Raw genomic sequence first — 23,785 nt, forward strand, 5'->3', positions numbered from 1 at the left:
CTATTGCACCTTGCCCAGCCCCGACGGCCGGCGCGGATCACTGGCGGCGTCGAGCTGGTTGGTCTTGCGATCCCAGGTCACCACGTTCATGAAACCCCACGATGCGCGCGGCTTCAGCGTGTAACCCATCTTCGTCAGCGTCTCGCTGGTGGCGGCGTCGAAGGTGCCCTCTTCCACATTCACCACGTCCGGCAGGTACTGGTGGTGGAAACGCTTGTGCGCGGCGATCTGCTGCGCGCTCTCGCCGTCGATGAAATGCAGGATGCCTTCCAGCACCTGGGTGATGATGGTCGAGCCGCCGGGCGAGCCGATCACCGCGGTGCGGTCGGCGCCGATCACGATGCTGGGCGTCATCGACGACAGCATGCGCTTGCCGCCCTTCGGGGCGTTCGCCGCGCTGCCGAGCAGGCCGTAGACGTTCGGCTCGTTCGGCACCAGCGCGAAGTCGTCCATCTCGTCGTTCAGCAGCACGCCGGTGCCGGCGGCGACAAAGCTGGAGCCCATCGTGTAGTTCACCGTCGAGGTCACCGCGGCCATGTTGCCGTCGGCGTCGATGATCGAGAAATGGGTGGTGTGCATGCCCGGCTCGGGCGCCTCGGCGCGCGGCAGCATCGACGACGGCGTGGCCTTGTCCGGCAAGATGCCTTGGCGCAGGCCGTCGGCGTAGTACGGCGACAGCAGCATGTCCAGCGGCATCTTCACGAAATCCGGATCGCCCAGGTAATCGTTGTGGTCGCGGAATGCGCGGCGCATCGCCTCGACGATGTAGTGCACGCGCGTGGCGGCATCCATCTTCGTCAGGTCGTAGCCGGACAGGATGTTGAGGATCTCGGCGATGGCCACGCCGCCGGACGACGGCGGCGGTGCGGTGACGATCTTGTAGCCGCGGTAGTCGATCGTGATCGGCGTGCGTTCCTTCGCCTGGTAGTTGGCGAGGTCGGCCAGCGTCCAGTTGCCGCCGGCCGCCTGCACTGCGGCTACGAGTTTCTGCGCGGTCTCGCCGTGATAGAAGCCGCCGTCGCCATGCGCGGCGATCAGTTCCAGCGTGCGCGCCTGGTCCGGGTCACGCCAGATCACGCCTTCCGCCAGCGGCTTGCCGTTCGGCAGGTACTTCGCAGCCGACGCCGGCCAGCGCTGCAGGTCCTTGTGTTCTTCGGCGATCGCATTGCGCAGGCGCGCATCCGGTTCGAAGCCGTCACGGGCGATGCGGATTGCCGGCGCCAGCGATTGTTGCAGCGACAGACGGCCGTAGCGCTTGGCGATCAGCACCAGACCGGCCGGCTGACCCGGGATGCCGGCCGACAGCGGCCCCTTCAGCGCGGTGTCGCGATTCGGGCTGCCGTCGGGGTTGAGGTAATCCTTCGGATTCACCGCCGCCGGCGCGGTCTCGCGCGCGTCGATGAAGATGTTGCGACCGTCCTTTGCCCGATGCAGCACGGCCATGAAGCCGCCGCCGATGCCGGAACTCTGCGGCTCCACCACCGACAACGTGGCCGCCACCGCCACCGCCGCGTCGAACGCATTGCCGCCCTTGGCCAGCACTTCGAGGCCGGCTTCGGTGGCATGGAAGTTCGCACTGGCGATGGCCGCATGGCCGGGACGCTGCTGCGTAGCGTGGGCCGCGGCGGCCGGTGCCGCCTTCGGCGCGCCGTCGGCGGCGAACGCGAGGCCGCCGCCCAGCAGCAGGCTCAGCGACAAGACACCCGACAACGGCCGCCGCCAGCTCATGGAAAACCTCATGCCGCGGACTCCTTCGCCATCAGATGGTGGTACTTGAGCTCAAGTTGTTCGCGGGATTCGACGTGGTCCGGGTCGCTGATGATGCATTCGACCGGGCATACCACCACGCACTGCGGTTCGTCATGATGACCGACGCACTCGGTGCACAACGCGGGGTCGATCACGTAAAACTCCTCGCCCAGCGAGATTGCCTTGTTCGGGCAAGCCGGTTCGCAGACGTCGCAATTGACGCAGGTGTCGAGGATTTTCAGGGACATGGCGGTCGATACTACATGCTGGGGTGCGACGCCCGGGAAGAGCGTACCGGTGCACCGGGGGCCTCGCAGCGACCAGGCATCCAGCGCCCTCGTGCATCGGGAGGGCGCTGGTGCAGATCCGCGCCGGCGCTGCCGGCGCGGCGATCACGCTTACATCGCGACGAAACGGACCATGGCGCCGGTCGGCTTCAGCACGTCGTCGACACGCTGCTGGTCGGCCTGGTCGCCGATGAACAGGATGATCACGTCCTTGAATGATCCGGGTTTGGCGTCCTTGAACGCCTCGGTCACCAAGTCGGCGGTCTTGGCCGAATCCGGACCGGCGAACACCAGCATGTTGCCCGGCAGCACGCCGCGCGCCACGGTGTCCTGCACGTTCGACAGCTGGCGGCCACGGCCGGCCACGGCTTCCTCGGAATCACCGGCCGGCACCAGGTACGGGTACGGACGGTCAGCCTTCATGCCCTGCATGTTGTTCTGCACGATCTGACCGAAATAGGCGTTCCACGCCTTGGTGTCGTTCGGATCGGTCGGCCTGGTCGCCTTCTGGCTGGTTTGCTGGTCGGCCTGCTGGCTGTCCTCGTGTTTGCCACAGGCGCTCAGGGCCAGGCTGGCAATCAGTGCGACGGCAGCAATGAGAGCGAACTTACGCATGGTTATCACCTTCCGTTTCGGGTTGCTTGTTGTGGCCGGTCCGGCCCTTCTGCCAGCGCTGCCGCATGGCCTGTTGTACCGCCGGATGCACGAAACCGGAAATATCCCCGCCGAGGCGACCGATCTCGCGCACCAGCGACGAGGAGATGAAACTGTATTGTTCCGCCGGCGTCAGGAACAGCGTCTCCGCCTGCGGGATCAGATGCCGGTTCATGCTGGCCAGCTGGAACTCGTACTCGAAATCCGACACCGCGCGCAGCCCGCGGATGATCACGCCGGCACCGATCTGCTCGACGAAGGTGGCCAGCAGGCAGTCGAAGCCGCGCACCTCCACGTTCGGCAGGTCGGCCAGCGCCAGCCGCGCCAGGGTGATCCGCTCGCCGATGCTGAAGCCGGGCCCCTTGCTGGAACTGTCGGCCACCGCCACCACCACCCGGTCGAACAGCGGTGCGGCCCGCGTCACCAGGTCGGTATGCCCGTTGGTGATCGGATCGAAGGTACCCGGATAGACGGCCAGGCGCGAATTGCCCAATGGTTTGCTCACAAGACGGAAGCGGTAGTGGTTGTGACCCTAGCTTAACGGAAGCGCGCGCCGATAGAGTGCAAAGCGCACTTCGCCGGCCTGCCCTTCGCGGTGCAGCTGCCAGTTCGGCGGCAGCGCCGGCGCGTTGCCGCGCGGCGATTCCACGTAGACCCACCCCCGCGCGGTGAGCCAGCCGCCCTGTTCCAGCTGCCGCGCCAGCGCCGACCACAGTTCCAACGCGAACGGCGGGTCGAGGAAGACCAGGTCGTACGGCTGCGCCGTGCCCTGCAGGAACAGGCCCGCGTCGAGCACCGCCACTTGGTCGGCATCGGCCTTGAGCCGTGCCAGGTTCACGCGCAGCGCCTGCGCCGCGCGCACGTCGCGCTCGACGAATTGCACGCCGGCCGCGCCACGCGACAGCGCCTCGATGCCGAGCGCGCCGGTGCCCGCGCACAGGTCCAGGCAACGTGCGCCGTCGATCACCGGCGCCAGCCAGTTGAACAGGGTCTCGCGCACCCGCTCGGAGGTGGGCCGCAGACCCGGCAGTTCCGGCACGTCGAGCCGCGAATTGCGCAGGCTGCCGCCGATGATGCGGATCCGTCCCGCCGCGGTCTTGCGCCTGCCATTCATGCCGCCGGGCCCTCAGCGGCCAGTACAGGTTGGAGTGTTAGCATGCCGGCCATTGTCTTTGAATCACGGCCGCAATGCTCAAATTCTGGAAGAAAAAGCCCGCCGACAAGGAGGCGGAGCAAGCCGCCGCCAAAGCGCCGGCCGACGCTGTCGCACCGGAAAGCGGCGACCCGATGCTGCACGAAGCACTGGCGGAAATTCCCGCGCCCGCCGAAACCCAGTCCGAAACCGAGCGCTTCGTGGCGCCGGTCAGCGAACCCATCGCCGAAGAACCGGCGCCGACCAGGCGCGGCTGGCGCGAACGGTTGTCCGGCAATGTATTCGCGCGCAGCCTCGGCTCGCTGTTCGTGCGCAATCCCAAGCTCGACGACGACCTGCTCGACGAATTGGAAACCACCTTGATCACCGCCGACGTCGGCGTCGAGGCCAGCACCGAGCTGGTCGAGAACCTGCGCAAGCGCATGCACAAGCGCGAGTTCGCCGACGCACCCGCCCTGTTGGCCGCATTGCGCCAGGCGCTGGTCGCCCTGCTCAAACCGGTCGAGCAGCCGCTGGACGTGCGCGGCAAGCAGCCGTTCGTGGTCCTGGTAGTCGGCATCAACGGCGCCGGCAAGACCACTACCATCGGCAAGCTGGCACGCCGGTGGCGGGATGAGAAACGCGCGGTGATGCTGGCAGCCGGCGACACCTTCCGCGCCGCCGCGGTCGAGCAGCTGAAAACCTGGGGCGAGCGCAACCAGGTACCGGTGATCTCGCAAGGGCAGGATGCCGACTCCGCCAGCGTGATCTTCGACGCGCTGCAGGCGGCACGCTCGCGCGGCATCGACGTGCTGATTGCCGATACCGCCGGCCGCCTGCACACCCAGGGCGGCCTGATGGACGAACTGGGCAAGATCGCCCGCGTGCTGAAGAAGCTCGATGCCGACGCGCCGCACGAGGTGCTGATGGTGATCGACGGCACCACCGGCCAGAACGCGATCAGCCAGGTGCGCCAGTTCCGCCAGATCGTCGGCGTCACCGGCCTGGTCGTGACCAAGCTCGACGGCACCGCCAAGGGCGGCGTGGTGTTTGCGCTGGCGCGCGAGTTCGGCCTGCCAATCCGTTTCGTGGGCCTGGGCGAAGCCGCCACCGACCTGCGCACTTTCGAGGCCGAGGCCTTCGTCGACGGCCTGCTGCCGGCCAGCCTCGGCGGCGAGACGCAGGGCCATGACTGAACCGTGCAGGCGAGGTTGAACGAATGTCGCGCCGACTGCGGCTGATCCTGCTGGTACTTGGTGGCTTCGCACTGGCGGTGTTGCTCGCTGCGGTGGTCGCCGTCTACCTGCTGCTGCAGCCGGAGCGCTTCACCCGCATGTTGCAGACCCAGGCGCGCGCCGCCGGGCTCGAACTGAACCTGGCCAGCCCGGCCAGCCCGACCCTGTTCCCGCGGCCGGCGCTGGATCTGGATGGCATCACGCTCAATGCCGAAGGCGCCGGCGCGCCGATTCTGCTGGCCGCGCACGGCCAGTTGGTACTGCCATGGCATACCGTGCTCGGCGGCCCCACGGTGATCTCGCAACTGCAGATCGAATCGCCCCGGGTCGACCTCGACGCGCTGCAGGAGTGGCTCGCCGCCCTGCCCGCGCAACCCGAGGGCACGCCGCCGAACATCCCGCGCATCGACACCGGCGTCAGCATCAGCCGCGGCAGCGTGGTGCGCGGTAACGAGGTGCTGCTCGGCAACGTCTCGCTCGAAGCCGGCAGCCTGATTTCCGGCCAGCCATTTCCGCTCGGCCTGTCCGCCGTCACCGCCGCGGGCACGCCGCTGCAACTGCGGCTGTCCGCCACTCCGCGCATCGAAGGCAACGCGCTGCAGTTGAACAACATCACCCTGCACCTGTCGCAGGGCAGCGCGATGACGCTCGCGCTCACCGGCAACGCGCACTGGCACGGCGCCGCCGACGCCGCCGCCAGCCTTGCCGGCAAGCTCGACCAGGCCAACGCCGGCCAATACGACATCTCGCTGCTGCTGACCCCCGCCGACCAGAGCAACCCGCTGCTGCTCGCGCTGAAACTCGACGGCCCCGCCAACCACGCCGATCTGCGCCTGCCGCCACTGGCGCTGGCCCACTGGTGGAGCCAGCTGGGCGATCCGCAAGGGCCGCAACTGAGCGTGCCGCCGGGCAGCGGCCACGCGGAAATCGCCCAGCTCGAAGCCGGTGGCATCAGCATCGAAGGCCTCACCATCCGTGCCGGCGACGCCGTACCCGCGCCAGCCGGAACTGCGGCCGCACCGGCGAAACCCGCCGGCAAGAAGCAGCCATGACCGCGTCCCTGGCCACCCGCCTGCTGCGCTGGTTCGACCGGCACGGCCGCAAGGATCTGCCCTGGCAACACGCGCTCGATGACGGCCGGCGCGACGCCTATCGCGTCTGGCTGTCCGAAGTGATGCTGCAGCAGACCCAGGTCGCCACCGTGGTCGGCTACTTCGAGCGCTTCGTCAACGCGCTGCCCTCCTTGCGCGACCTTGCCGCCGCCGACGAGGACACCGTGCTGGCGCTGTGGTCGGGGCTCGGCTACTACCGCCGCGCGCGCTTCCTGCATCGCGCCGCGCAGCTCTGCGCCGAACAGCACGGCGGCGAACTGCCGCGCGACTTCGCCGCGTTGAGCGCGTTGCCCGGCATCGGCCGCTCCACCGCCGGTGCGATCCTGGCGCAGGCACACGGCCTGCGCTTTGCCATCCTCGACGGCAACGTCAAGCGCGTGCTGACCCGCTACCACGGCATCCACGGCCACCCCGGCGAAAGCGCGGTGGAGAAGCAACTGTGGCAGCACGCCGAGGCGCACACGCCGACCAGCCGCGTCGCCGACTACACCCAGGCGATCATGGATCTCGGGGCGACGCTATGCACACGTTCGCGCCCGCGCTGCGAGGACTGCCCACTGGCCGCCGACTGCGTCGCCTATCGTGACGATCTCACCACGCAACTGCCCAGCCGCAAGCCGCCCAAATCCATTCCCACCCGCGCCACCGTGATGCTGATCCTGCGCGACCGCCACGGTCGCGTGCTGCTGGAGCGGCGCGGTCCGCAAGGCGTGTGGTCCGGCCTGTGGAGCCTGCCCGAAGCAAGCGACCCGGATGGCGCCTGGCGCATCGCACAGCAGCACGCGCAGATCGACGACGCGCAGGCACTCGCCCCGTTCACCCACGTGTTCAGTCATTACCGGCTCGACATCGAGCCGCTGCTGTTCGACCGCGCGACAGCGCAGCGCGGCATCGCCGATAATCCGCAGTTGCGCTGGTGCAGCGCCGGCGAACTCGGCGCACTCGGCCTGCCCGCACCGGTGCGCAGCCTCCTGCTGCAGATCAACGACAACGCCTGAGCAGATCCGCAAGCTGTACCCATCATCGTGACAGCCCCACCAGGATTCGAACCATGAGTCGTACCATCCACTGCACCAAGCTCGGCATCGACGCCGAAGGCCTCGACTTCGCCCCCTGGCCCGGCCCGCTCGGCCAGCGCATCTACGCCGAGATCTCCAAGCCCGCCTGGCAGCAGTGGCTGGCCCACCAGACCACGCTGATCAACGAATACCGGCTCAACCCGCTCGACCCGAAGTCACGCAAATACCTCGGCGAACAGATGGAGAAATTCCTGTTCGGTGGCGACTTCGACCAGGCCACCGGCTTCACCCCGCCGCCCTCCGAGTCTTGACGAAACGCCGCGCATTCGGTCTAATGCGCGGCTCCACGCATCATCGACAGACCTCGCGGTCGTCCCTGATTGCCAGGTTCCCGGCCGGGTAGCTCAGTTGGTAGAGCAGGGGATTGAAAATCCCCGTGTCGGCGGTTCGATTCCGTCCCCGGCCACCATTTACAGCCACGAAAAAGCCCACTTTCTCAAGTGGGCTTTTTCGTGGGTTGCACCGAATCTGCACGTATTTCATCCCGCGCAGCAAGAACAAGTATGGCCACGGGCCATCTTCGACAGATCTGGTTGTCCAGGACGGCCCAAAAAACAATCCCCTTTACGGGGATTGTTTTTTGGGAAAATCGAAAGCCTCCAAGAGCCCTCAGTTGTAACGCCGGCGCAAACCCAGGAACAGTCCGGCAAACAACAGACCGAGGCCGAACATGCCCAGCTTGCCAGGCTCCGGCACCGTCACGTTAGTGCAGGGCCCGCTGCCATCGGCACCGGTTCCATCTCCCGACACAATCCAGCCGCTGCAGCTACCGGCAATGTTCTGGACGTGTGCCACCGATGACCAGTTGCTGTCGTTCTCCACAAACGGATTACCCGTCAGCGGGCTCAAGAACGTCAGATCATAGGTTGCTGTATCGCCGGCCATGAATCGGCCACTGGGCGACCAGCCGAAGGCAAGGTTGAACGTACCCGGCACCGGACCCGTATTGAAACCGCTCGCGCTGTATAACGCGCCGTTGCCCGCGCAAGTACCTGCGGTGCATATGATCCCAGAGGGAGAGAGCGCCTGATTGAGATAGAAGGCCCAGCCGACGGTGGATTTTATACTGCTCAACCCCTGTTCAAAATCCGGCCCGGTCATAAGGGAGGACAGCAACAGCGTTCCCGTATTCGAACCCACGGAGGAGGTGAATTGAGCTCTGAGCCAAGGCGCACTGCCATCCGGCGTACTGCCAGCAAAAACGATGTTTAGATCGATGGTGGTCGAGATGGGGGTCGCGGCGACCTGCAAGGGCAGCAGGGTTAGTGCGGCCAGGGTAATACTCGTCAGAATCAGGATTCTTTTCACGGTGTTTGACCTCCGTTGAGACTTGTCACCATCCGGCACCAAGCAGCCAGGGCCTTTCAAACTCCTGGCGTCCCTCGTTGCCAGCAAGCACATTTTGCAAGCAGTTCCGATGCACATTTCGAGCCAAATTTACAAGTTACTGATTTAATTATATTTGTTCCTGTCTCCGATCAATAATATGCTGCAATTTTGTAAAATCTTCCGACATTGAAGTTCGGACCTGACCAGGACCCAGATTGTTTTCACGTTGCCCCGGGGCTGACGGACGAACCGTTTCACGGGTTGATTTGCGTCGTCGCCAAAGATCGCGTCCGGACGGGTGGGCCAAGGGCGTGGCCCCGTTGCATGGCAGCAAGGTGTCGATATCACGGATCAAGGGTGGTCGGCAGGCGGGGCGTCACCCCTGCTCCGGCTTGCTGCGGATGCGCCGTGCGCCCAGCGGCGGGGCGGCCACAGTAGTCATGCGCACCATTACCCACTTCCTGAATCCCGCTTTGGCAGCGCAGGACCAACGAAACCTCCAACGGGCGATATGGCAGTCCTACCCAAGAAAGGCGATCTGAGCGTTTACGCTGACGCCGCGATCCAGACGATTGAGAACAAGCTTATTCGACGACCGCGAAAACGATCGGGCTACCGGATGCACTTCATAGTTGAATCCGCCGCGTACCCTGCGGTTGGTTGAGCTCTTCAAGCAAGCCCATTCCAAACCGGTACGCCACCTTCCTCAACTCACCCGTACACCAACGCGCCGGAAGGACGTTTGGCCTGATAGGGTCTGTCGGAAAAGCCTAGGCTGAGCAGGCGAGACCGCGGCCGGCCAGGCCGCCGGGGCCGGCTATCCGGCACGGATCAATGCCATAGCGGGCTTTCAAAAAGTCCGCTATCAGGGAGCCGCGCAGTTGCTCGGGCTCAAACGTGAAGCGATGCGAGAACTTACTGCCGGGTAGTGGGTTGTCGCGCGCCTCAGCGAGCCCTCGTGGCAATTCGTCTTTCGCCAGTCCCTCGAGCAGACGAAGGCGCAAGGGCACCACCGGATTGTTTCGCACCATCGGGTAGCTTGCCGGCGGCGCGAATTGCTCGAAGCCGTAGCAACGTACGTAGAACTGGGCATGCCGCGGATGCACACCGATAACGATATCGGTCAAACCGGTGTGCAGTCCGTAGTGTATGGCCCAGCGCATCATGCCGAACAGGGCCCTGATGCCACGTGACGCACCCCGGCGACGATCTGCCAGCATCCCCACCTCAAGCAGGCGGCGCCCCTTTCGTCGCAGTTCGTCCAGATATCCCGCATATACGCTATCCAGCGCGAGCCCCATGGGATTGTCGCGGAATAGTGTCATCGTATAACCGACTTCCGGTCCTTCCGGTCCCCATATCACGCATGCATGCTGCCCCACGGCAGAGGGAACGGCATGCATGCCAAACGGGTTTTCCTCAATCAGCCCTATTTCGGAGTAGCGCTCGTATACCAACCGCCAAGCCGATTCCACCTGTTCAAGGCTGGTCGCGCAGAAACAAGGCGGTTCGCTGTCGCGTACCGCCGAACGACTGAGACGCGCCGCCGCAATGTCGATGACTGTCTCGGGTACTTCTACCGATCTCATTAAATTCATGCTTCAACCGCCGATCTAGGACATGTTGCTTCAAGGCATGCTGTCCTCCTGACCACATGGGGTTGGCCCCGACTTTGCCACGTCAGACAAAAGGGGGTCTGTCGGTGCTGCAATGTGATGTTTCATCACCACGCGACGTGCAACACAACGTAGCGCGCGCGTTCCGGCGTGAGTCTACAACGCTGCACGCAGTGATTGTGTGAGCGGCGTCGCCATACGCATGAAGCGTTCAGAAACGCTGTGATCGTGTCCCGTTTCGAGTCGCACGCCGCATCGATACGCTATGCCGCGCGCAGCGCGCTCATGGCGGGCAGCAGACAGCCGCCAGCAGGCCTCGCACCCTGACTTCCGGTTCTTGAAAGGACGTGTTTCGGTGCAGGCCTTTATCCCCGCGTATAGTGCCGCATGGGCGAGCTGATTGCCGGGCACACAGGCAAGCGTAACCGGCTGGAATCGGCTCCAATCCAGAGGCGGACGCGGACCGTGGATCGGCATACGAAAGCAGGCATTCTGTGCGCAGGCATCGCTGCGCCCTCGGCGGATAATTCGCAGCCGTGGCGGTTTGCATGGAGCGGCGACGACCTGGACCTTCGAATCGATGCGGGCCGTAGCGGCGGCGTATCCGATACCCGATATGTCCTCAGCGACCTGGCCGCTGGTGCGTGCCTGGAAAACATGATCATCCACGCCCGGTCGCTCGGTTATGTGGCGGACCTGCAAACATTCCCGCGCCACGAAGACGAACTGTGGGTCGCCCGCATCCGTTGGCGCCGCGATCCCGAGTGCGATCAGGTCGAGCCGCTGGCTGGTGCCATCGAGCAGCGCCACACCGACCGCAGCTTCCCCTGGAGGGGCCCGATCACCACCGCTACGCAGGCACGCCTGGATGCCCAAGCCCGGGAGATTCCCGGGCAGCGGCTTTATTGGCCACAGGCACCGCGTGAGAGAAAAGCCGCACTAGGCGTCATCAGGCAGGCCGAGACGCTGCGTTTCAGGAGCCCCACTCTGCACGCGGAACTGTTTTCGAGTATCCGCTTTGCCACTGGCTGGCACACCGCCTGCGAGGAAGGCTTGGCTCCGGCGACGCTCGCCGTGGAGCCACCGTTGCGCCCGGTGTTTCAGGCGATGCGTCGTCCTGCGGTAATGACCATGCTTAATCGACTGGGCGCGGCTTCGGTTCTGGGGTGGCGCTCCGCCTGGTTGCCAATTCGACTGTCGCCAGGACTCTGTCTGCTCGTCATTCCGTCCACGGCGCGATCCGATGTACTCGCCGGTGGCCGCGCGTTGCAGCGCGTGTGGCTTGAGGCCACCCTCAACGGGCTGTCGGTCCAGCCGTATGCGGCGGCGGGAGTTCTCAGCCTGGGGTTCGTACCCGTCGAGCCGGCCTTTCAGCAGCCGCTCTCGCGTCTGGGCTCGGCCATGCACGACCTGTGTGCGCCGGGGTATGGGCTGGTGTTTTTGCGGTTTGGCTATGCGCGGTCCGCACTGCGCGCTCGCAGTGGGCGACGAGCGCCCGCAAGTTTCGGCGCTTCCCCATAATAAGGCCACGCGATACGCGTTTGTGCGCGATCGCCTTCAGGCACTGCATGACCTTAGCTCTGCGCCCATCCGCTGCGGCCTGCCGCAGGCACCCGGCAATGGAGCATCGAAACAGAAGCACGTCGGCCGCCCCTTCCTTCGCCCTGGCGGTTTCAGGCCGCGAGGGCGAAAGGCATGTGATTTCCACCCTGTGTCGAAATCCTTTACAAACGCGGATTGCGGTCGATTCCTTTGGACAAACCGCATATGAAACAAATCGTTACATCCATGCTCGGGGTTGTGCGAACACTCGGTGGAATAGCCGAGCAACTGGTTCCGCTGTCGGCGGCCAAGGGCCGGCTTCTTGATGAAAAACGTTTTAATTCAACAAGTTAAATCAATGATGAGGGAGCGGACGCCGGCGGCACGTGGCGGAAAGATCCGGTTGAAACACAGCGGCCTTGCGCATGGCCGGCGCGGCGTGGCGCCGGAATGTCTTACAAATACTGAGTGAATCCGATTGCCTTGCATGAAAAATAACATATAAAACAGCATGTTATATGCATGGCATGTCTGTTGCTTTTGAGAAACCTGCAGGGCAACGTCAATCGGGCGCCACTGCCGTTGCGATTGTCTGGGTTGGTTCTCGATGGAGGAAAAAATCATGTTGAAGAAGAAAAGCATCGGAGTCGCACTCGCATGCGCACTGGCGCTGGGTGCGTGGAGTGGATCGGCGCTGTCGACGCCCGTGAATGTGAACGGCGTCCACTGGGATACTAGCGACCCGTTCTACCTGACCATCGATTCGTTCAATCTCCGCGAAACGCAGGTTTCGAATGTCAATGACGTGCTGATCGGCTACGGGCAGATCGGCTCGATCGACGGCAACAACAGCTTCTGCTCGAGCTGCGACCTCACGTTCACGTTCACCTACAAGGTGCAGAGCATCAACGGCAACGAAGTAGTATTCAATACTGGAAGCTTCCAGTTCTACACTCAGGCTGCAGGCAGCTTCAACGCTACCAATCCAGCCTCGGTGAATACTAGTACGCCGTGGGTCACCCTGGCCGGCCATACGAGCAAGAGCGCCACCTTTACGGATGACATAGGGCAGCTTTTTGCAAGCATCCAAGGCACCGTCGCCGATCCAACGAACGGCTCCAATGGCTTCGGTCTGGTGGATGCAACCGCGGGCCCGGCGTGGACTTTTCTCGACTTCAACAACGTCAACGACGGACTGGGCGGTTTTGCGGACCTCAACCTGAATTCGTCGTTCCTGACCAAACCGGCCAGGGGGTGTACGTCGATTTCGCCCAACCCGGCGAATGTCTGCCACTACCCGATCACCGGTACCGGTGAATTGACCGCCACGGTCCCCGAGCCGGGCACGCTCGGTATGCTGGGCCTTGGCTTGGGTGCGCTGGGCCTCGCGATCTGGCGGCGCCGCAAAGAGATTGACGAGCGCGCCTAAGCAGTCAGTTGGCGTGGTTTGATGAACAGTGGCGCCGCTTCCCGAAGCGGCGCCACTTTTATGCACCGTTTTCGTTGAGTCGCTCGGCCTCAGGTGCGATGGTGACATGTACAGGTATGCAACCGGGTGCCACGGTGCTGACACGCCAAGTGCTGACGCGATAAGCCGAAGGTGGGCGTCTCATGATGACTGAAGCACAGGTCCAGACTGGGCCGTTCGACTACGCCACGGCATTCAGCCGGACGATCGGCTGGATCACCAAGGCCGAGCAGGCGAAGCTTCGTTCCAGGCGCGTGGCGATCGCTGGGCTCGGCGGTGTTGGCGGCAGCCATCTGCTGACCTTGACCCGACTCGGCATCCAGTCGTTCAACCTCGCGGATCTCGACCGATTCGGCACGGAAAATTTCAACCGCCAGGCTGGGGCGTTCCTGTCGACCGTGGGTCAGCCCAAGGTTGACGTGGTATCCCGGATGGCGCGGGACATTAATCCGGATCTGGACATCAACAAGTTCCCCGGCGGCGTCACCGTCGACAACATGGAGCAGTTCCTGTCGGGGGTGGATCTGTACGTCGACGGACTGGATTTTTTTGTGCTCGATATCCGCGCCAAGCTGTTTGCCATGTGTGCCGGGCACGGCATCCCGGCGATCACTGCGGCGCCATTGGGCATGGGCGCCGCGGTGCTGGCGTTCTTGCCAGGTCAGATGACATTTGAAGAGTATTTCCGGTTGGAAGGGAGAACGACCGACGAGCAGTTGCTGCGCTTCATGGTGGGGTTGGCACCTGCGGTACTGCATCAAGGCTATCTGGTCGACCCGTCTGCGGTGGACTTGGTCAACCATCGGGGACCATCGACGCCCATGGCATGTGAAATCTGCGCAGGGATAGCCGGTACCCAGGCATTGAAGATCCTGCTTGGCAGGGGCAAGGTGCTCGCGGCACCTCATGGCCTGCACTTCGATGCCTACCGCAACAAGCTCGCACGCACGTGGCGACCGGGGGGCAACGACAACCCGCTACAACGACTGCTTCTGGCCGTGGCGCGCCGCCGCTTCATGCGCCACTAAGCTGTATGCACAGACAAGGGGGGCGAAGAAGAGAACCTGGTGGAGGGTGCCTCTACCGGCCGACGGATCCGGGGTTGCAGCGGTAGCTCCTCATGCCCGACTCGTGTGCTTCGCCGCACCCGTAACGCTTGCCAGCTTCAAGATATTGCCGGCCTCCTCGGAGTGTCCGGACCCGATAACCCGTCGCTCCTGAACAAAGCGCCGAGTAATGCACCCATGTGCGTGACAGAGTCGGGTCCGGAACCCGCGGCGCCTGGCATGTCGGTTTGATTGAAGTGACTCGCCAATTGGCGGATCACATTTTGGGGTTCTCCGCACAGACCGACGAAAGGGGATCACCACTATTGACTCGTCCTACCAGCCTGCGAAGTTGCGATGGATTGAGGGCCGAAAGCACGCAAATACCAAAAACAAGCCGGTTTTTCCCTATGCGCCAGCAGCGACATGAATGTCGGGTTCTCGTACCGTGAAGGCGGCAAAATCCCGTAATGACAGCGCTAAACTCTCGCGGGGCCACGCCGGAATGCACGTAACGTCTTGCTACACTCAGCCCACCTTGGGAACCGAGGGGTGTCTCGTCATGCAGCGGCTCAGGATTGATTTGATCGCGGCCGCGCGGCCCAACTTCATGAAGGTCGCGCCGCTGTTCCATGAGTTGCATGAGCAGCCATGGTGCCGCTCGCGGGTGGTGCACACCGGCCAGCATTACGACCAGAACATGTCGGAGGCTTTTTTTCGTGACCTGAAGTTGCCGCCGCCAGATCTGCACCTGGGCGTGGGCAGCGGCAGTCACGCGAAACAAACCGCCAATGTGATGCTCGCCTACGAAGAGGCCTGCACTGCGGATCCACCGGACCTGGTCGTGGTGGTCGGGGATGTCAATTCAACGGTGGCCTGCGCGCTGGTCGGCGCGAAGCTGAACATCCCGGTCGCGCACCTGGAGGCCGGGTTGCGCAGCGGCGACCGCCGGATGCCCGAGGAAATCAACCGGCTGGTGACCGACACGCTGGCGGACATCCTGTGGACGCCATCGCCGGACGCGGACGAGAACCTTGCCGCCGAAGGCGTGCCGCCGGAAAAGATCACCCGCGTCGGCAACATCATGATCGATTCCTACGAACTCATGCGCGAGCGCATCGATGCCGGTGGCGAACGGCGCCGACTCGGGCTGGAGAATCGCCCATACGCGGTGGTGACCCTGCACCGTCCCTCCAACGTGGACGCACCCGCGCCGCTCACGGCGCTGGTCAATCAACTGACCCGCATGGCGGTCAGATTGCCGCTGGTGTTTCCGGTGCACCCACGCACCCGCAAAAACCTGGAAGCCTTCGGCCTGTGGGCGAGACTGGCCGACGCCCCCAATCTGCAAGTGATCGAGCCGCTCGGTTACGTGGACTTCATGAACCTGGTGTGCGGTGCGCACCTGACCATCACGGATTCGGGTGGTATCCAGGAAGAAACCACCTATCTCGGCATACCCTGCCTGACATTGCGCACCACGACCGAGCGGCCAATCACGATCACGGAAGGCACCAACCGTTTGGTGACTGCCACCGAGCTGGTGCCAGCGGTGGACGAGATTCTCGCCGGTCGCTGGCCGCATGGTCGCAAGCCCCAACTTTGGGACGGACATACCGCGGCACGCGTTGCGGCCGACATTCGCCGTCGCCTGCTGAGCGTACCGCCACGCGTTGCCGAAGCGACGGCGGTTCCCGCACCGCCAACCAGCGTACGCTGGGCAATGCCTGAACCCGGGAGCGGGCAGATGCCCGGTTGAGCGCAGACAACCGCGTTGCACGTCAGGAATCGTCCAGATATGCACGTCATCATCATCGCCAGTTACTTGACCGCCGCCGCGGCGTTCCTCGCCGGTACGGCGCTGCTTGGCGTCAGTTGGCGCGGTCAACGCACCGGTGCCCTGCTGATCCTGGCCACGATGGTCTCGGTCCTGTGGGGCGTGTTTCTGGCTTACGCCGAGTGGCAGCGTACGGTGGCGGTCAACTGGATACTGCTGGCCGAGGTTCTGCGCTACGGCGCCTGGATCGTTTTCGTGAGCGCCCTGTTCAGCGCGTGGCCGATGTCCGGCCTGCTCCGCGGTTTGCACCTCGTTGCGCACGCACTCTGGGTCGCGCTCGCACTCTACTGCCTGGGGCCGGTGACGGGTTTCCCGCAACCGACCTGGTTGCCGTTCAGCACCAACGTGCCGCTGGTCGGCACGCTGCTGCTCGCCCTCACTGGTGTGGTGTTTCTCGAACAGATCTACCGCAACGTGCAACGGGAACAACGCTGGGCGCTCAAGTTTCTGGTGATCGCGCTCGGCCTGCTGTTCGCCTACGACATCTTCCTGTATTCCTACGCGGTGCTCTACCGGCAGTTCAACGCCAGCGCGTGGGCGGCGCGCGGCTTCATCGATGCCTTGCTGGTGCCGCTGTTGCTGGTGGCGGCGGCGCGCAACCCGCAGTGGTCGCTGGATGTGGGTGTGTCGCGACGCGCGGTGTTCTATTCCACGAGCCTGCTGGTGGTCGCGCTTTATATCATCGCCACGGCGATCGGCGGTTATTACGTGCGCCTGTATGGCGGCGACTGGGGCCGGGTGGCGGAAATCACGCTCGTCTGCTTCGCGCTGCTGCTGGTGCTGCTGATCGCATTCTCCGGTCAGGCGCGCTCGCGTCTGCGGGTGTTCCTGCACAAGAACTTCTTCAGTTTCCGCCACGACTATCGCGAGGAATGGCTGCGGCTGACCGCTACGCTGTCTGCCAGCGATATGGAGTTGTCGCAGCGCGCGGTGCGCGCGATCGCGCAGATCATGGACAGCCCGGCCGGCGCGCTGTTCATGCGCGGCGACGCCGACGAATTCGTGCCGGAAGCGCGCTGGAACATGCCGACGCCAGCCGGCCTGAGGCTTCCGGCCGGCGTGCCGGCGTTCGGGCTCATGCGCACGCGCCGGTGGATTTATGACTTGAGCGAACCGCCGCCGCTGGGCGACGAACAACTGCGGGCGCCGGCCGAATTGACTGACCTGCCGCGCGCCTGGCTGCTGGTGCCACTGGTGCTGGAAGACCGGCTCGTCGGCTTCGTGGTACTGGCGCAAGCGCGCGCGCGCCGCGCGTTCGACTGGGAGGACATTGATTTGCTCCGGGCAGCCGGTAGTCAGGTGGCCGGCATCATGGCGCAGGCGGCCGATGCCCGGCGCCTTGCCGAGGCGCGCCAGTTTGAAGGCTTCAACCGGCTCACCGCGTTCCTGATGCACGACCTCAAGAACCTCGCAGCCCAGCAATCGTTGCTGCTGCAGAACGCCGAACGCCACAAGCACAATCCGGCGTTCGTGGACGACATGCTCGCGACCGTGGCAAATTCAGTGCAGCGCATCTCGCGTCTGCTCGAGCAATTGCGCGGCGATGTGGCACCGGCCAAACACGGTCGCGTGTCGCTGGCGGCGGTGCTCGACAAGGCGCTCGACGAGTGCCGCGCGCAGTCGCCGCGACCGGAGTACCTGCCGGTTACGGACGACCTGTGGGTGCAGACAGATACCGAACAGCTGGCCACGGTGCTCGGGCACGTGATCCGCAACGCCCAGGATGCAGCGCAGGCCCACGGTCATGTCATGCTGAGAGTCAAGCGCGAATCCGGACACGCCACCATTGAAATCGAGGACGATGGAGCAGGCATGGATGAGGATTTCATCCGCAATCGGCTGTTCAAGCCATTTTTCACCACCAAGGCCAGCAAGGGCATGGGCATCGGCGCCTATCAGGCTCGCGCGTACGTGCGTTCGTTGGGCGGAACGATGCGTGTGAACAGCACCCCGGGCCAAGGCAGCGTATTCACGATTCAATTGCCGCTGGTCGAGCCCGCCGGGGCTGCCATGGTGGCTGACAAGCCGCGGACCGCGCCATGAGTCAGAAGCAACGCTGCCTGTTGATCGTCGAGGACGATGTCGGCCTGCAGCGCCAGCTGCGCTGGAGCTTCGAGGATTACGACGTGGTCATGGCCGGTGATCGGCCGACCGCGCTCGCCCTGCTGCGCCGCCATGAGCCGGCGGTGGTGCTGCAGGATCTGGGCTTGCCCCCGGACGCCACCGGCACCGCCGAAGGCTTCGCCACGATCGCGGATATCCTGCAGGACGCACCGCACACCAAGATCGTCGTGGTCACCGGCAATGGCGACCGTGACAACGCGGTCAAGTCCATCGGTTACGGCGCCTACGATTTCTGCTCCAAGCCTCTGGAGTTGGAAGTCCTGCGCCTGATCGTGGATCGCGCATTCCGGGTGCATGAACTGGAGGCCGAGAACCGCAAGCTCAGAAGCCAGTCGACCACGGTGCTCGAAGGCATCATTGGCAGCAGTGAAGCCATGCTCGATGCCTACCGGCTGATAGAGAAGGTCAGCCCTTCCAACGCCACCGTCCTGCTGCTCGGCGAGACCGGCACCGGCAAGGAGGTGTTCGCGCGTGCGGTGCACCGCCTGAGCACGCGGTGCGACGGGCCATTCGTGGCAATCAACTGCGCTGCCATTCCTGAAACCCTGCTGGAAGCCGAGCTGTTTGGCCACGAAAAAGGCGCCTACACCGGTGCGCACAAGCAGACCAAGGGCAAGATCGAACTGGCGGTCAACGGCACCCTGCTGCTTGACGAGATTGGCGACATGCCGTTTGCGCTACAGGCCAAGCTGCTGCGGTTTTTAGAGGAGCGGGTGGTCGAGCGCATCGGTGGACGCGAACTGATTCCGGTGGATGTGCGCATCATCTGCGCGACGCATCAGGACCTGCCGGCGCTGATCAGTGCAGGGCGCTTCCGCGAGGACTTGTTTTACCGCGTCAGCGAAGTGACCATCCGGCTTCCGCCGCTGCGTGAACGTGCCGGTGACATAGTGCCCCTGGCACGGCATTTTCTCGAGCGGGCGGCCAGCCGCCACGGCCGTGCAGTCCATGGTTTTACTGCCAAGGCGCTCAAGGCCATCGAGGCGTGTCCGTGGCGCGGCAATGTGCGCGAGTTGGAGAACGCCGTCAACAGCGCAGTCATCATGGCGGACGGGAAGCAGATCGAGCTGGAGGAGTTGCACCTTGGTGCGGCCGGCAATGATATTCTGGACTTGCGCAAAGTACGAAACGACGCTGAAAAACGCGCGATCCAGCGGGCCCTGACCCAAGCCGGTGGCAATCTCTCGAATGTCGCGGGCTTGCTCGGGATCAGCCGTCCGACGCTCTATGATCTTCTGGACAAGCATGGCTTGAAAAAGCCTACCGATACAGATTGACCCCGCGCGTGGCGCGTGGCGAACTGAGGGTAAAGACATGCGCTTGATCAAGTTGAACACGCGAATCGTTCATTACGGCTTGGCGTTGTTATGCGCCACCTTATTGCTGAGCGGCTGCGGCCTCACCAGTAGACATGGCAGCGTCGATGCCGGCATCAAATACCAGGCCAACGGAGAGTATCGCGCGGCCTACATCGAGGCCAAGAAGGTCCTGCAGCGCGACAGCAAGAACGGCGAGGCCTGGCTGCTGCTCGGGCAAGCCTCGCTGATGCTCGGCAATCCAAAGGACGCCCTGAGCGAACTGCAAAGCGCCGAGGCGAACGGGGTGCCGATAGAACGTTGGGCGGTACCCATGGGACGGGCGCTGCTGGCGACACAACAATACGACAAGTTGCTTGCAACCCTGACTCCCGACAAGCCCTACGAGTCCAAGGTCAAGGCACGTGTAGCTGTGCTGCGGGGTGACGCCTATCGCGGGCTCAAGCAGTTCGATCAGGCTCGGCAAGCGTACACGGCCGTGTTGCCAGCGGACCCGAAGAACCCGGGCGCGCTGGTGGGACTGGCCCAGCTGGCGGCCACCGCCAACGATCCGGATTCCGCCCGCAACTATGTGCAACAGGCATTGGCCGCCGCACCGGACAATCCGCAGGCCTGGGTCGCGAAGGGTGATCTGGCGTTCGACAGCGCCGATTTCGCCGGCGCCGAAGCGGATTACCAGAAGGTGATGGGCTTCAAGAACCCTGACTGGTTGCCGCAAGAGCGCTTCTATGCGTTGACCCGGCTGGCCAACGCGCAGGCGCAGCAAAACCAGTTCGACAAGGCGCTGGCCACCATCCAGACGCTGGAAAAAATGTCGCCGCAGCATCCGTATCTGCACTATCTGCACGCCATGGTGCTGTACAAGCAGGGACATCTGGACGCTGCAATTTCCGAGCTTCAGCAGGTGCTCCAGGTGTCACCGGATAACGCCCGGGCGCAACTGCTCATGGGCGCAGTCAACTACGCACAAGGCAACTACAGCCAAGCGGAAATGTACCTCAGCAATGCCATGGGCATGGATCAGAAAAATGTCGATGTCCGCAAGTTGCTGGCGCTCACGCTCTACCGCGAAGGGCGCTCGCGCCAGGCGCTGGATACACTTCGACCGGCTACGCCGGGCACACCGTCCGACACCGAGCTGCTGGCGCTGTTGCAGAGAGCCGCCACCGCGGGTGCCGGTTCACCAGGGGCGGTAGCCACCGCAACCAGTGCAGGCAATCCAATCGACACCCAGTTTGCACGCGCCGGCAACGCGCTTGCCGGCGGAAATGAAGCGGAAGCGCTCCGCCTGCTGGGGGAGATTCCCGCGGGCAATGCCTCCACCGAGGCGCGCCGCAACAGCCTGCTGGTCATGACCTATGTGGGCGAGCAGCGCCCGGCCGAGGCAGTCAAGGTCGCCGCCGCATATGCGTCCAGCAACCCGCGCAACAGCGCCGCGCACCTGCTGTACGGGACCGCGCTGGTCGCCGCCGGTCAGTACCCCGAAGCACGCGCCCAGTACTCCGAGGCCCTGAAACTGGACCCGGAAAATCTTGCCGCGCTCCTGAGCCTTGGCGGCCTGGATTCACTGGAAGGCCATCACGAGGCTGCTGCCAGCAGCTACGCAACAGTGTTGAAAAAGGACCCGCGCAACGCGGCGGCGATGACCGCGCTCGGTCAGCTCGCCGTGCTGCAGGGTGACAGGGCGGAAGCTGCCAAGCGATTCAAGCAGGCCATCGACGCGGCACCGAAGTCCACCGGCGCGTATATCGCACTGGTGGTGCTGTACGGCGAAAGCGGCAAATTCGACGAAGCCGTGAGCACGGCCAAACAACTGGTGGCTGCCAACCCCGACAACCCGGCTGCGCTTAACGCCCTCGGGGCGGCGGAACTCAATGCCGGCCGTCACGGCGAAGCGTTGAAACCGCTGCAGCAAGCCGTGAATATCGCGCCACAGGTGCCCTTGTACCGCACCAATCTGGCGCGCGCGCAGATCGTCGGCAAAGATACGAAGGCCGCCGAAAGCAATCTCGACGCGGTGATCAAGGCCGACCCGAGTCAAGTGACGGCAGTGGTGCTGCGGGCATTCCTGAAGTCGCAGGAGCACGATCTGCCAGGCGCCATTGCGCTCGCGCAAATGCTGCAGAAGCAACCCGCCACCAAGGCAGCGGGGTTCACGCTGGAGGGCGATCTGCACATGGCGAACAAGTCTTATCGCGAAGCCGCCCAAGCCTACCAGCAGGGATTGAAGCTCCAATACGACCGGCCGCTGGTGGTCAAGAGCTTCCTGGCGCTGAACGAAAGCGGGGCCAACGCTCCGGAGGACGTACTGCGCAACTGGTTGGCCAAACATCCGGACGATGCCCCCACCCACCTGCTGTTGGCCGACTACTACCTGAAGCATACGCAGAACGCGCTGGCTGCCGGCCAGTACGAGCAGGTGTTGAAGACGTATCCGTCCAACATCGACGCACTCAACAACCTCGCCTGGATTTACACGGAGCAAAACAATCCCAAGGCGCTGGCACTGGCGGAGCGGGCCTATAAACTGGCGTCTGAATCGCCGGGCATTGCGGACACCTATGCCTGGGCGCTGATCGCGCATAACCAGCCCAAGGCCGCACTGCCGATCCTGCTGCAAGCAGCCAAGGCGGCACCCAAGGCACCGGCGATTCAATATCACCTGGCCGTGGCCCAGGCGCGTACCGGCGACCATGTCGGCGCGCGAAGCACGCTCGCGGCGCTACAAAAATCTGGCGCCGATTTTCAGGGCAAGCCAGCCGCGGAAAAACTGTATCGAGAGTTGACCGGCGTGACCGCCAAGTAGGTGGAAGCCATCGGCGGTTTCGCGCTCTTACCGACTTCCAATATAAAAGCCCAGAAGAATCAGCCCAACCCCGATGACCCAACCGGCGGTCAACGTAACCAAAAGCCGACCGATCCGGACGCCTTGCAGACGCCAGTACAGATCGCTCAGCAACCACCATAGGCCGGTGAAAACGGCAAGCGCAAAAGTGCCCCAGCCCAGATGACCGGACGACCACAAGAAGTCGTTCATGGGGAGGTAGCGCCTTCTGCAACAGCAGTTTCGCCGGCCCAGACGCGATCACCCGTACGCACCAGCAGGTTCACGGCGGCCGGCAGCTCGAGTACCACGGTGCTGCCCAGCAGGATCCGGCCGATCCGCTGGCCGCGCGCGATCTCCTCGCCCGCCCGGACCCAGGTCTCGATACGCCGTGCCGCCAGGCTGGTAATCAGGCGCACGGCGACTTGCCCGGCATCGGTCGCAATCACCAGGCGTTTTTGCACCGGACAGGATTTCTCCCGCAGAAAAGCGAACTCCCTTCCCTCTCCGTCCATGAAGCCGTCGCCGTGCGATTCCACGCTGAGCACCCTTCCGGACACCGGGCTGCGCTGCACATGCATGTCCCAGAAACTGAGCGCAATCACCAGATAGCGCACTCCTCCGTGTATCTCCGCACTGGTCACCAGCCCATCTGCCGGGGCCAGCATGCTGCTGCCGGAAGGTGCGATACGCTCCGGGTCACTGTAAAAATGGCGCAGAAATGCACGCTGAAATCCCCCCTGCTTCAGCCACGTGCGGATTTGCGTTTCCGGCCAGCGTTTGCGCGGTGGAAGCCAGCGCCGTATCAGCGGTGATGGATAAGGGAAATAAAGCGCCCAGAGCACGATGGCTGCGGCCATCAGGCACAAGATCACGATTTGCAGATCAAGTATCGTCATTTGGGATGGGACATCGTGTCTGACTTCTTGCTGGCGACAAACCGTGTAACACAACGAATACTCAAGATCGACCCCCCGTTCAGATGTGCATCGAATCCGTCAACTACCGCAAACACTGGTGGGAGGAAGCCACCGCTTCGCTTCGGTAAAGTGACATTGCGACACGATCGCGATCCGGGGAGACAAAGCGACGGCTGGGTATGAGGTTAGCGCAGGTGCGGACTGCCGCCAGGCTCGCCGGGGCAGTCAGAAGGGTTGGCGAAGCTGGCGAGACGATGCTGAACCAGATTCTGCAGGCGCAGGTGTTCACGCTCCCAGCGCCACCCCTCGTTCTGGCGCGAAAGCCGGAAAAAAATCAGGCGCAATAGTGCGTTGCGTGAACTGGTTCACGCTCCCGGGATTTCTTCACTCTATCATCACTGATGATTCATAGAGCAGCCCGCTAACTGATCAACGGTAACACCGCGTTTCCACTTCAGACCGCTTTCGCGAACAGGAGCGGGCTCTGACGGGTACGTTGCGCGCCCTCAAAGCGT

The 23,785-nt window shown here is 63.8% G+C and carries 20 protein-coding genes and 1 tRNA gene; 12 read left to right on the forward strand and 9 right to left on the reverse strand.

Features of this window, described 5'->3' with window-relative positions:
- From ggt to rsmD, 5 genes are all read right to left on the reverse strand, one after another.
- Positions 1–1,740: a gamma-glutamyltransferase gene (gene ggt, locus ABD024_RS12590; RefSeq protein ID WP_343853176.1), complete on the reverse strand. Its 1,740-nt coding sequence runs from the start codon at positions 1,738–1,740 to the stop codon at positions 1–3.
- Entirely contained in the window at positions 1,737–1,997 is a 261-nt protein-coding gene (locus ABD024_RS12595) for a YfhL family 4Fe-4S dicluster ferredoxin (protein WP_343853177.1), read from the reverse strand. The genes ggt and ABD024_RS12595 overlap by 4 nt, the downstream gene beginning before the upstream one ends.
- A 150-nt stretch (positions 1,998–2,147) precedes the next feature.
- Positions 2,148–2,651, reverse strand: coding sequence for a hypothetical protein (locus ABD024_RS12600; RefSeq protein ID WP_343853179.1), 504 nt, complete (start codon positions 2,649–2,651; stop codon positions 2,148–2,150).
- Positions 2,644–3,183 carry a pantetheine-phosphate adenylyltransferase gene (gene coaD / locus ABD024_RS12605; protein WP_343854694.1) on the reverse strand — a complete coding sequence of 180 codons (540 nt, stop codon included), beginning with the start codon at positions 3,181–3,183 and terminating at the stop codon, positions 2,644–2,646. The genes ABD024_RS12600 and coaD overlap by 8 nt, the downstream gene beginning before the upstream one ends.
- Before the next feature lie 39 nt (positions 3,184–3,222).
- Positions 3,223–3,804, reverse strand: coding sequence for a 16S rRNA (guanine(966)-N(2))-methyltransferase RsmD (gene rsmD / locus ABD024_RS12610; protein WP_343853181.1), 582 nt, complete (start codon positions 3,802–3,804; stop codon positions 3,223–3,225).
- 74 nt (positions 3,805–3,878) lie between these two features.
- Between rsmD and ftsY the strand changes: the two genes are divergently transcribed.
- The 5 genes from ftsY to ABD024_RS12635 all read left to right on the forward strand — a co-directional run bounded on the left by ftsY (position 3,879) and on the right by ABD024_RS12635 (position 7,657).
- Positions 3,879–5,018: a signal recognition particle-docking protein FtsY gene (gene ftsY / locus ABD024_RS12615; RefSeq protein WP_343853184.1), complete on the forward strand. Its 1,140-nt coding sequence runs from the start codon at positions 3,879–3,881 to the stop codon at positions 5,016–5,018.
- A gap of 23 nt (positions 5,019–5,041) precedes the next feature.
- Positions 5,042–6,109: an AsmA family protein gene (locus ABD024_RS12620; protein WP_343853186.1), complete on the forward strand. Its 1,068-nt coding sequence runs from the start codon at positions 5,042–5,044 to the stop codon at positions 6,107–6,109.
- The gene (gene mutY / locus ABD024_RS12625; RefSeq protein ID WP_343853188.1) at positions 6,106–7,167 is read left to right on the forward strand and encodes an A/G-specific adenine glycosylase; all 1,062 of its coding nucleotides are present in this window, start codon (positions 6,106–6,108) and stop codon (positions 7,165–7,167) included. The genes ABD024_RS12620 and mutY overlap by 4 nt, the downstream gene beginning before the upstream one ends.
- A gap of 53 nt (positions 7,168–7,220) precedes the next feature.
- The gene (locus ABD024_RS12630) at positions 7,221–7,499 is read left to right on the forward strand and encodes an oxidative damage protection protein (protein ID WP_343853191.1); all 279 of its coding nucleotides are present in this window, start codon (positions 7,221–7,223) and stop codon (positions 7,497–7,499) included.
- Between the two features lie 82 nt (positions 7,500–7,581).
- A tRNA-Phe gene (locus ABD024_RS12635) sits at positions 7,582–7,657 on the forward strand.
- 200 nt (positions 7,658–7,857) lie between these two features.
- Here the strand turns inward: ABD024_RS12635 and ABD024_RS12640 are convergent.
- The gene (locus ABD024_RS12640) at positions 7,858–8,556 is read right to left on the reverse strand and encodes a PEP-CTERM sorting domain-containing protein (protein ID WP_343853194.1); all 699 of its coding nucleotides are present in this window, start codon (positions 8,554–8,556) and stop codon (positions 7,858–7,860) included.
- Between the two features lie 791 nt (positions 8,557–9,347).
- Positions 9,348–10,166: an N-acyl amino acid synthase FeeM domain-containing protein gene (locus tag ABD024_RS12645; protein ID WP_343853196.1), complete on the reverse strand. Its 819-nt coding sequence runs from the start codon at positions 10,164–10,166 to the stop codon at positions 9,348–9,350.
- Between the two features lie 414 nt (positions 10,167–10,580).
- On the opposite strand from ABD024_RS12645, the gene ABD024_RS12650 reads away from it, so the two are divergent.
- The 7 genes from ABD024_RS12650 to prsT all read left to right on the forward strand — a co-directional run bounded on the left by ABD024_RS12650 (position 10,581) and on the right by prsT (position 22,332).
- Positions 10,581–11,714, forward strand: coding sequence for a nitroreductase family protein (locus ABD024_RS12650; RefSeq protein ID WP_343853198.1), 1,134 nt, complete (start codon positions 10,581–10,583; stop codon positions 11,712–11,714).
- A 643-nt stretch (positions 11,715–12,357) separates the two neighbouring features.
- Positions 12,358–13,164 (forward strand): PEP-CTERM sorting domain-containing protein, encoded by an 807-nt coding sequence (locus tag ABD024_RS12655; protein WP_343853200.1) that lies wholly within the window; start codon positions 12,358–12,360, stop codon positions 13,162–13,164.
- Positions 13,165–13,346: 182 nt separating this feature from the next.
- The gene (locus tag ABD024_RS12660; RefSeq protein ID WP_343853202.1) at positions 13,347–14,231 is read left to right on the forward strand and encodes a ThiF family adenylyltransferase; all 885 of its coding nucleotides are present in this window, start codon (positions 13,347–13,349) and stop codon (positions 14,229–14,231) included.
- 580 nt (positions 14,232–14,811) lie between these two features.
- Positions 14,812–16,008, forward strand: a complete 1,197-nt coding sequence (gene wecB / locus ABD024_RS12665) for a non-hydrolyzing UDP-N-acetylglucosamine 2-epimerase (protein WP_343853204.1) — start codon at positions 14,812–14,814, stop codon at positions 16,006–16,008.
- Positions 16,009–16,047: 39 nt separating this feature from the next.
- A complete protein-coding gene (prsK, locus tag ABD024_RS12670) occupies positions 16,048–18,129 on the forward strand; it encodes an XrtA/PEP-CTERM system histidine kinase PrsK (RefSeq protein ID WP_343853206.1) in 2,082 nt (693 codons plus the stop codon).
- Positions 18,126–19,487 carry a PEP-CTERM-box response regulator transcription factor gene (prsR, locus tag ABD024_RS12675; RefSeq protein ID WP_343853208.1) on the forward strand — a complete coding sequence of 454 codons (1,362 nt, stop codon included), beginning with the start codon at positions 18,126–18,128 and terminating at the stop codon, positions 19,485–19,487. Before prsK ends, prsR begins: the two co-directional genes overlap by 4 nt.
- A 37-nt stretch (positions 19,488–19,524) precedes the next feature.
- Positions 19,525–22,332: an XrtA/PEP-CTERM system TPR-repeat protein PrsT gene (prsT, locus tag ABD024_RS12680; protein WP_343853210.1), complete on the forward strand. Its 2,808-nt coding sequence runs from the start codon at positions 19,525–19,527 to the stop codon at positions 22,330–22,332.
- A 27-nt stretch (positions 22,333–22,359) separates the two neighbouring features.
- Here the strand turns inward: prsT and ABD024_RS12685 are convergent, their stop codons facing one another.
- Positions 22,360–22,563 carry a hypothetical protein gene (locus ABD024_RS12685; RefSeq protein ID WP_343853212.1) on the reverse strand — a complete coding sequence of 68 codons (204 nt, stop codon included), beginning with the start codon at positions 22,561–22,563 and terminating at the stop codon, positions 22,360–22,362.
- A complete protein-coding gene (locus tag ABD024_RS12690) occupies positions 22,560–23,249 on the reverse strand; it encodes a phosphatidylserine decarboxylase (RefSeq protein WP_343853214.1) in 690 nt (229 codons plus the stop codon). The genes ABD024_RS12685 and ABD024_RS12690 overlap by 4 nt, the downstream gene beginning before the upstream one ends.
- Between the last annotated feature and the right edge of the window lie 536 nt (positions 23,250–23,785).

Origin of the sequence: Rhodanobacter soli, from assembly GCF_039523495.1 — a bacterium.
GTDB lineage: Bacteria > Pseudomonadota > Gammaproteobacteria > Xanthomonadales > Rhodanobacteraceae > Rhodanobacter > Rhodanobacter soli.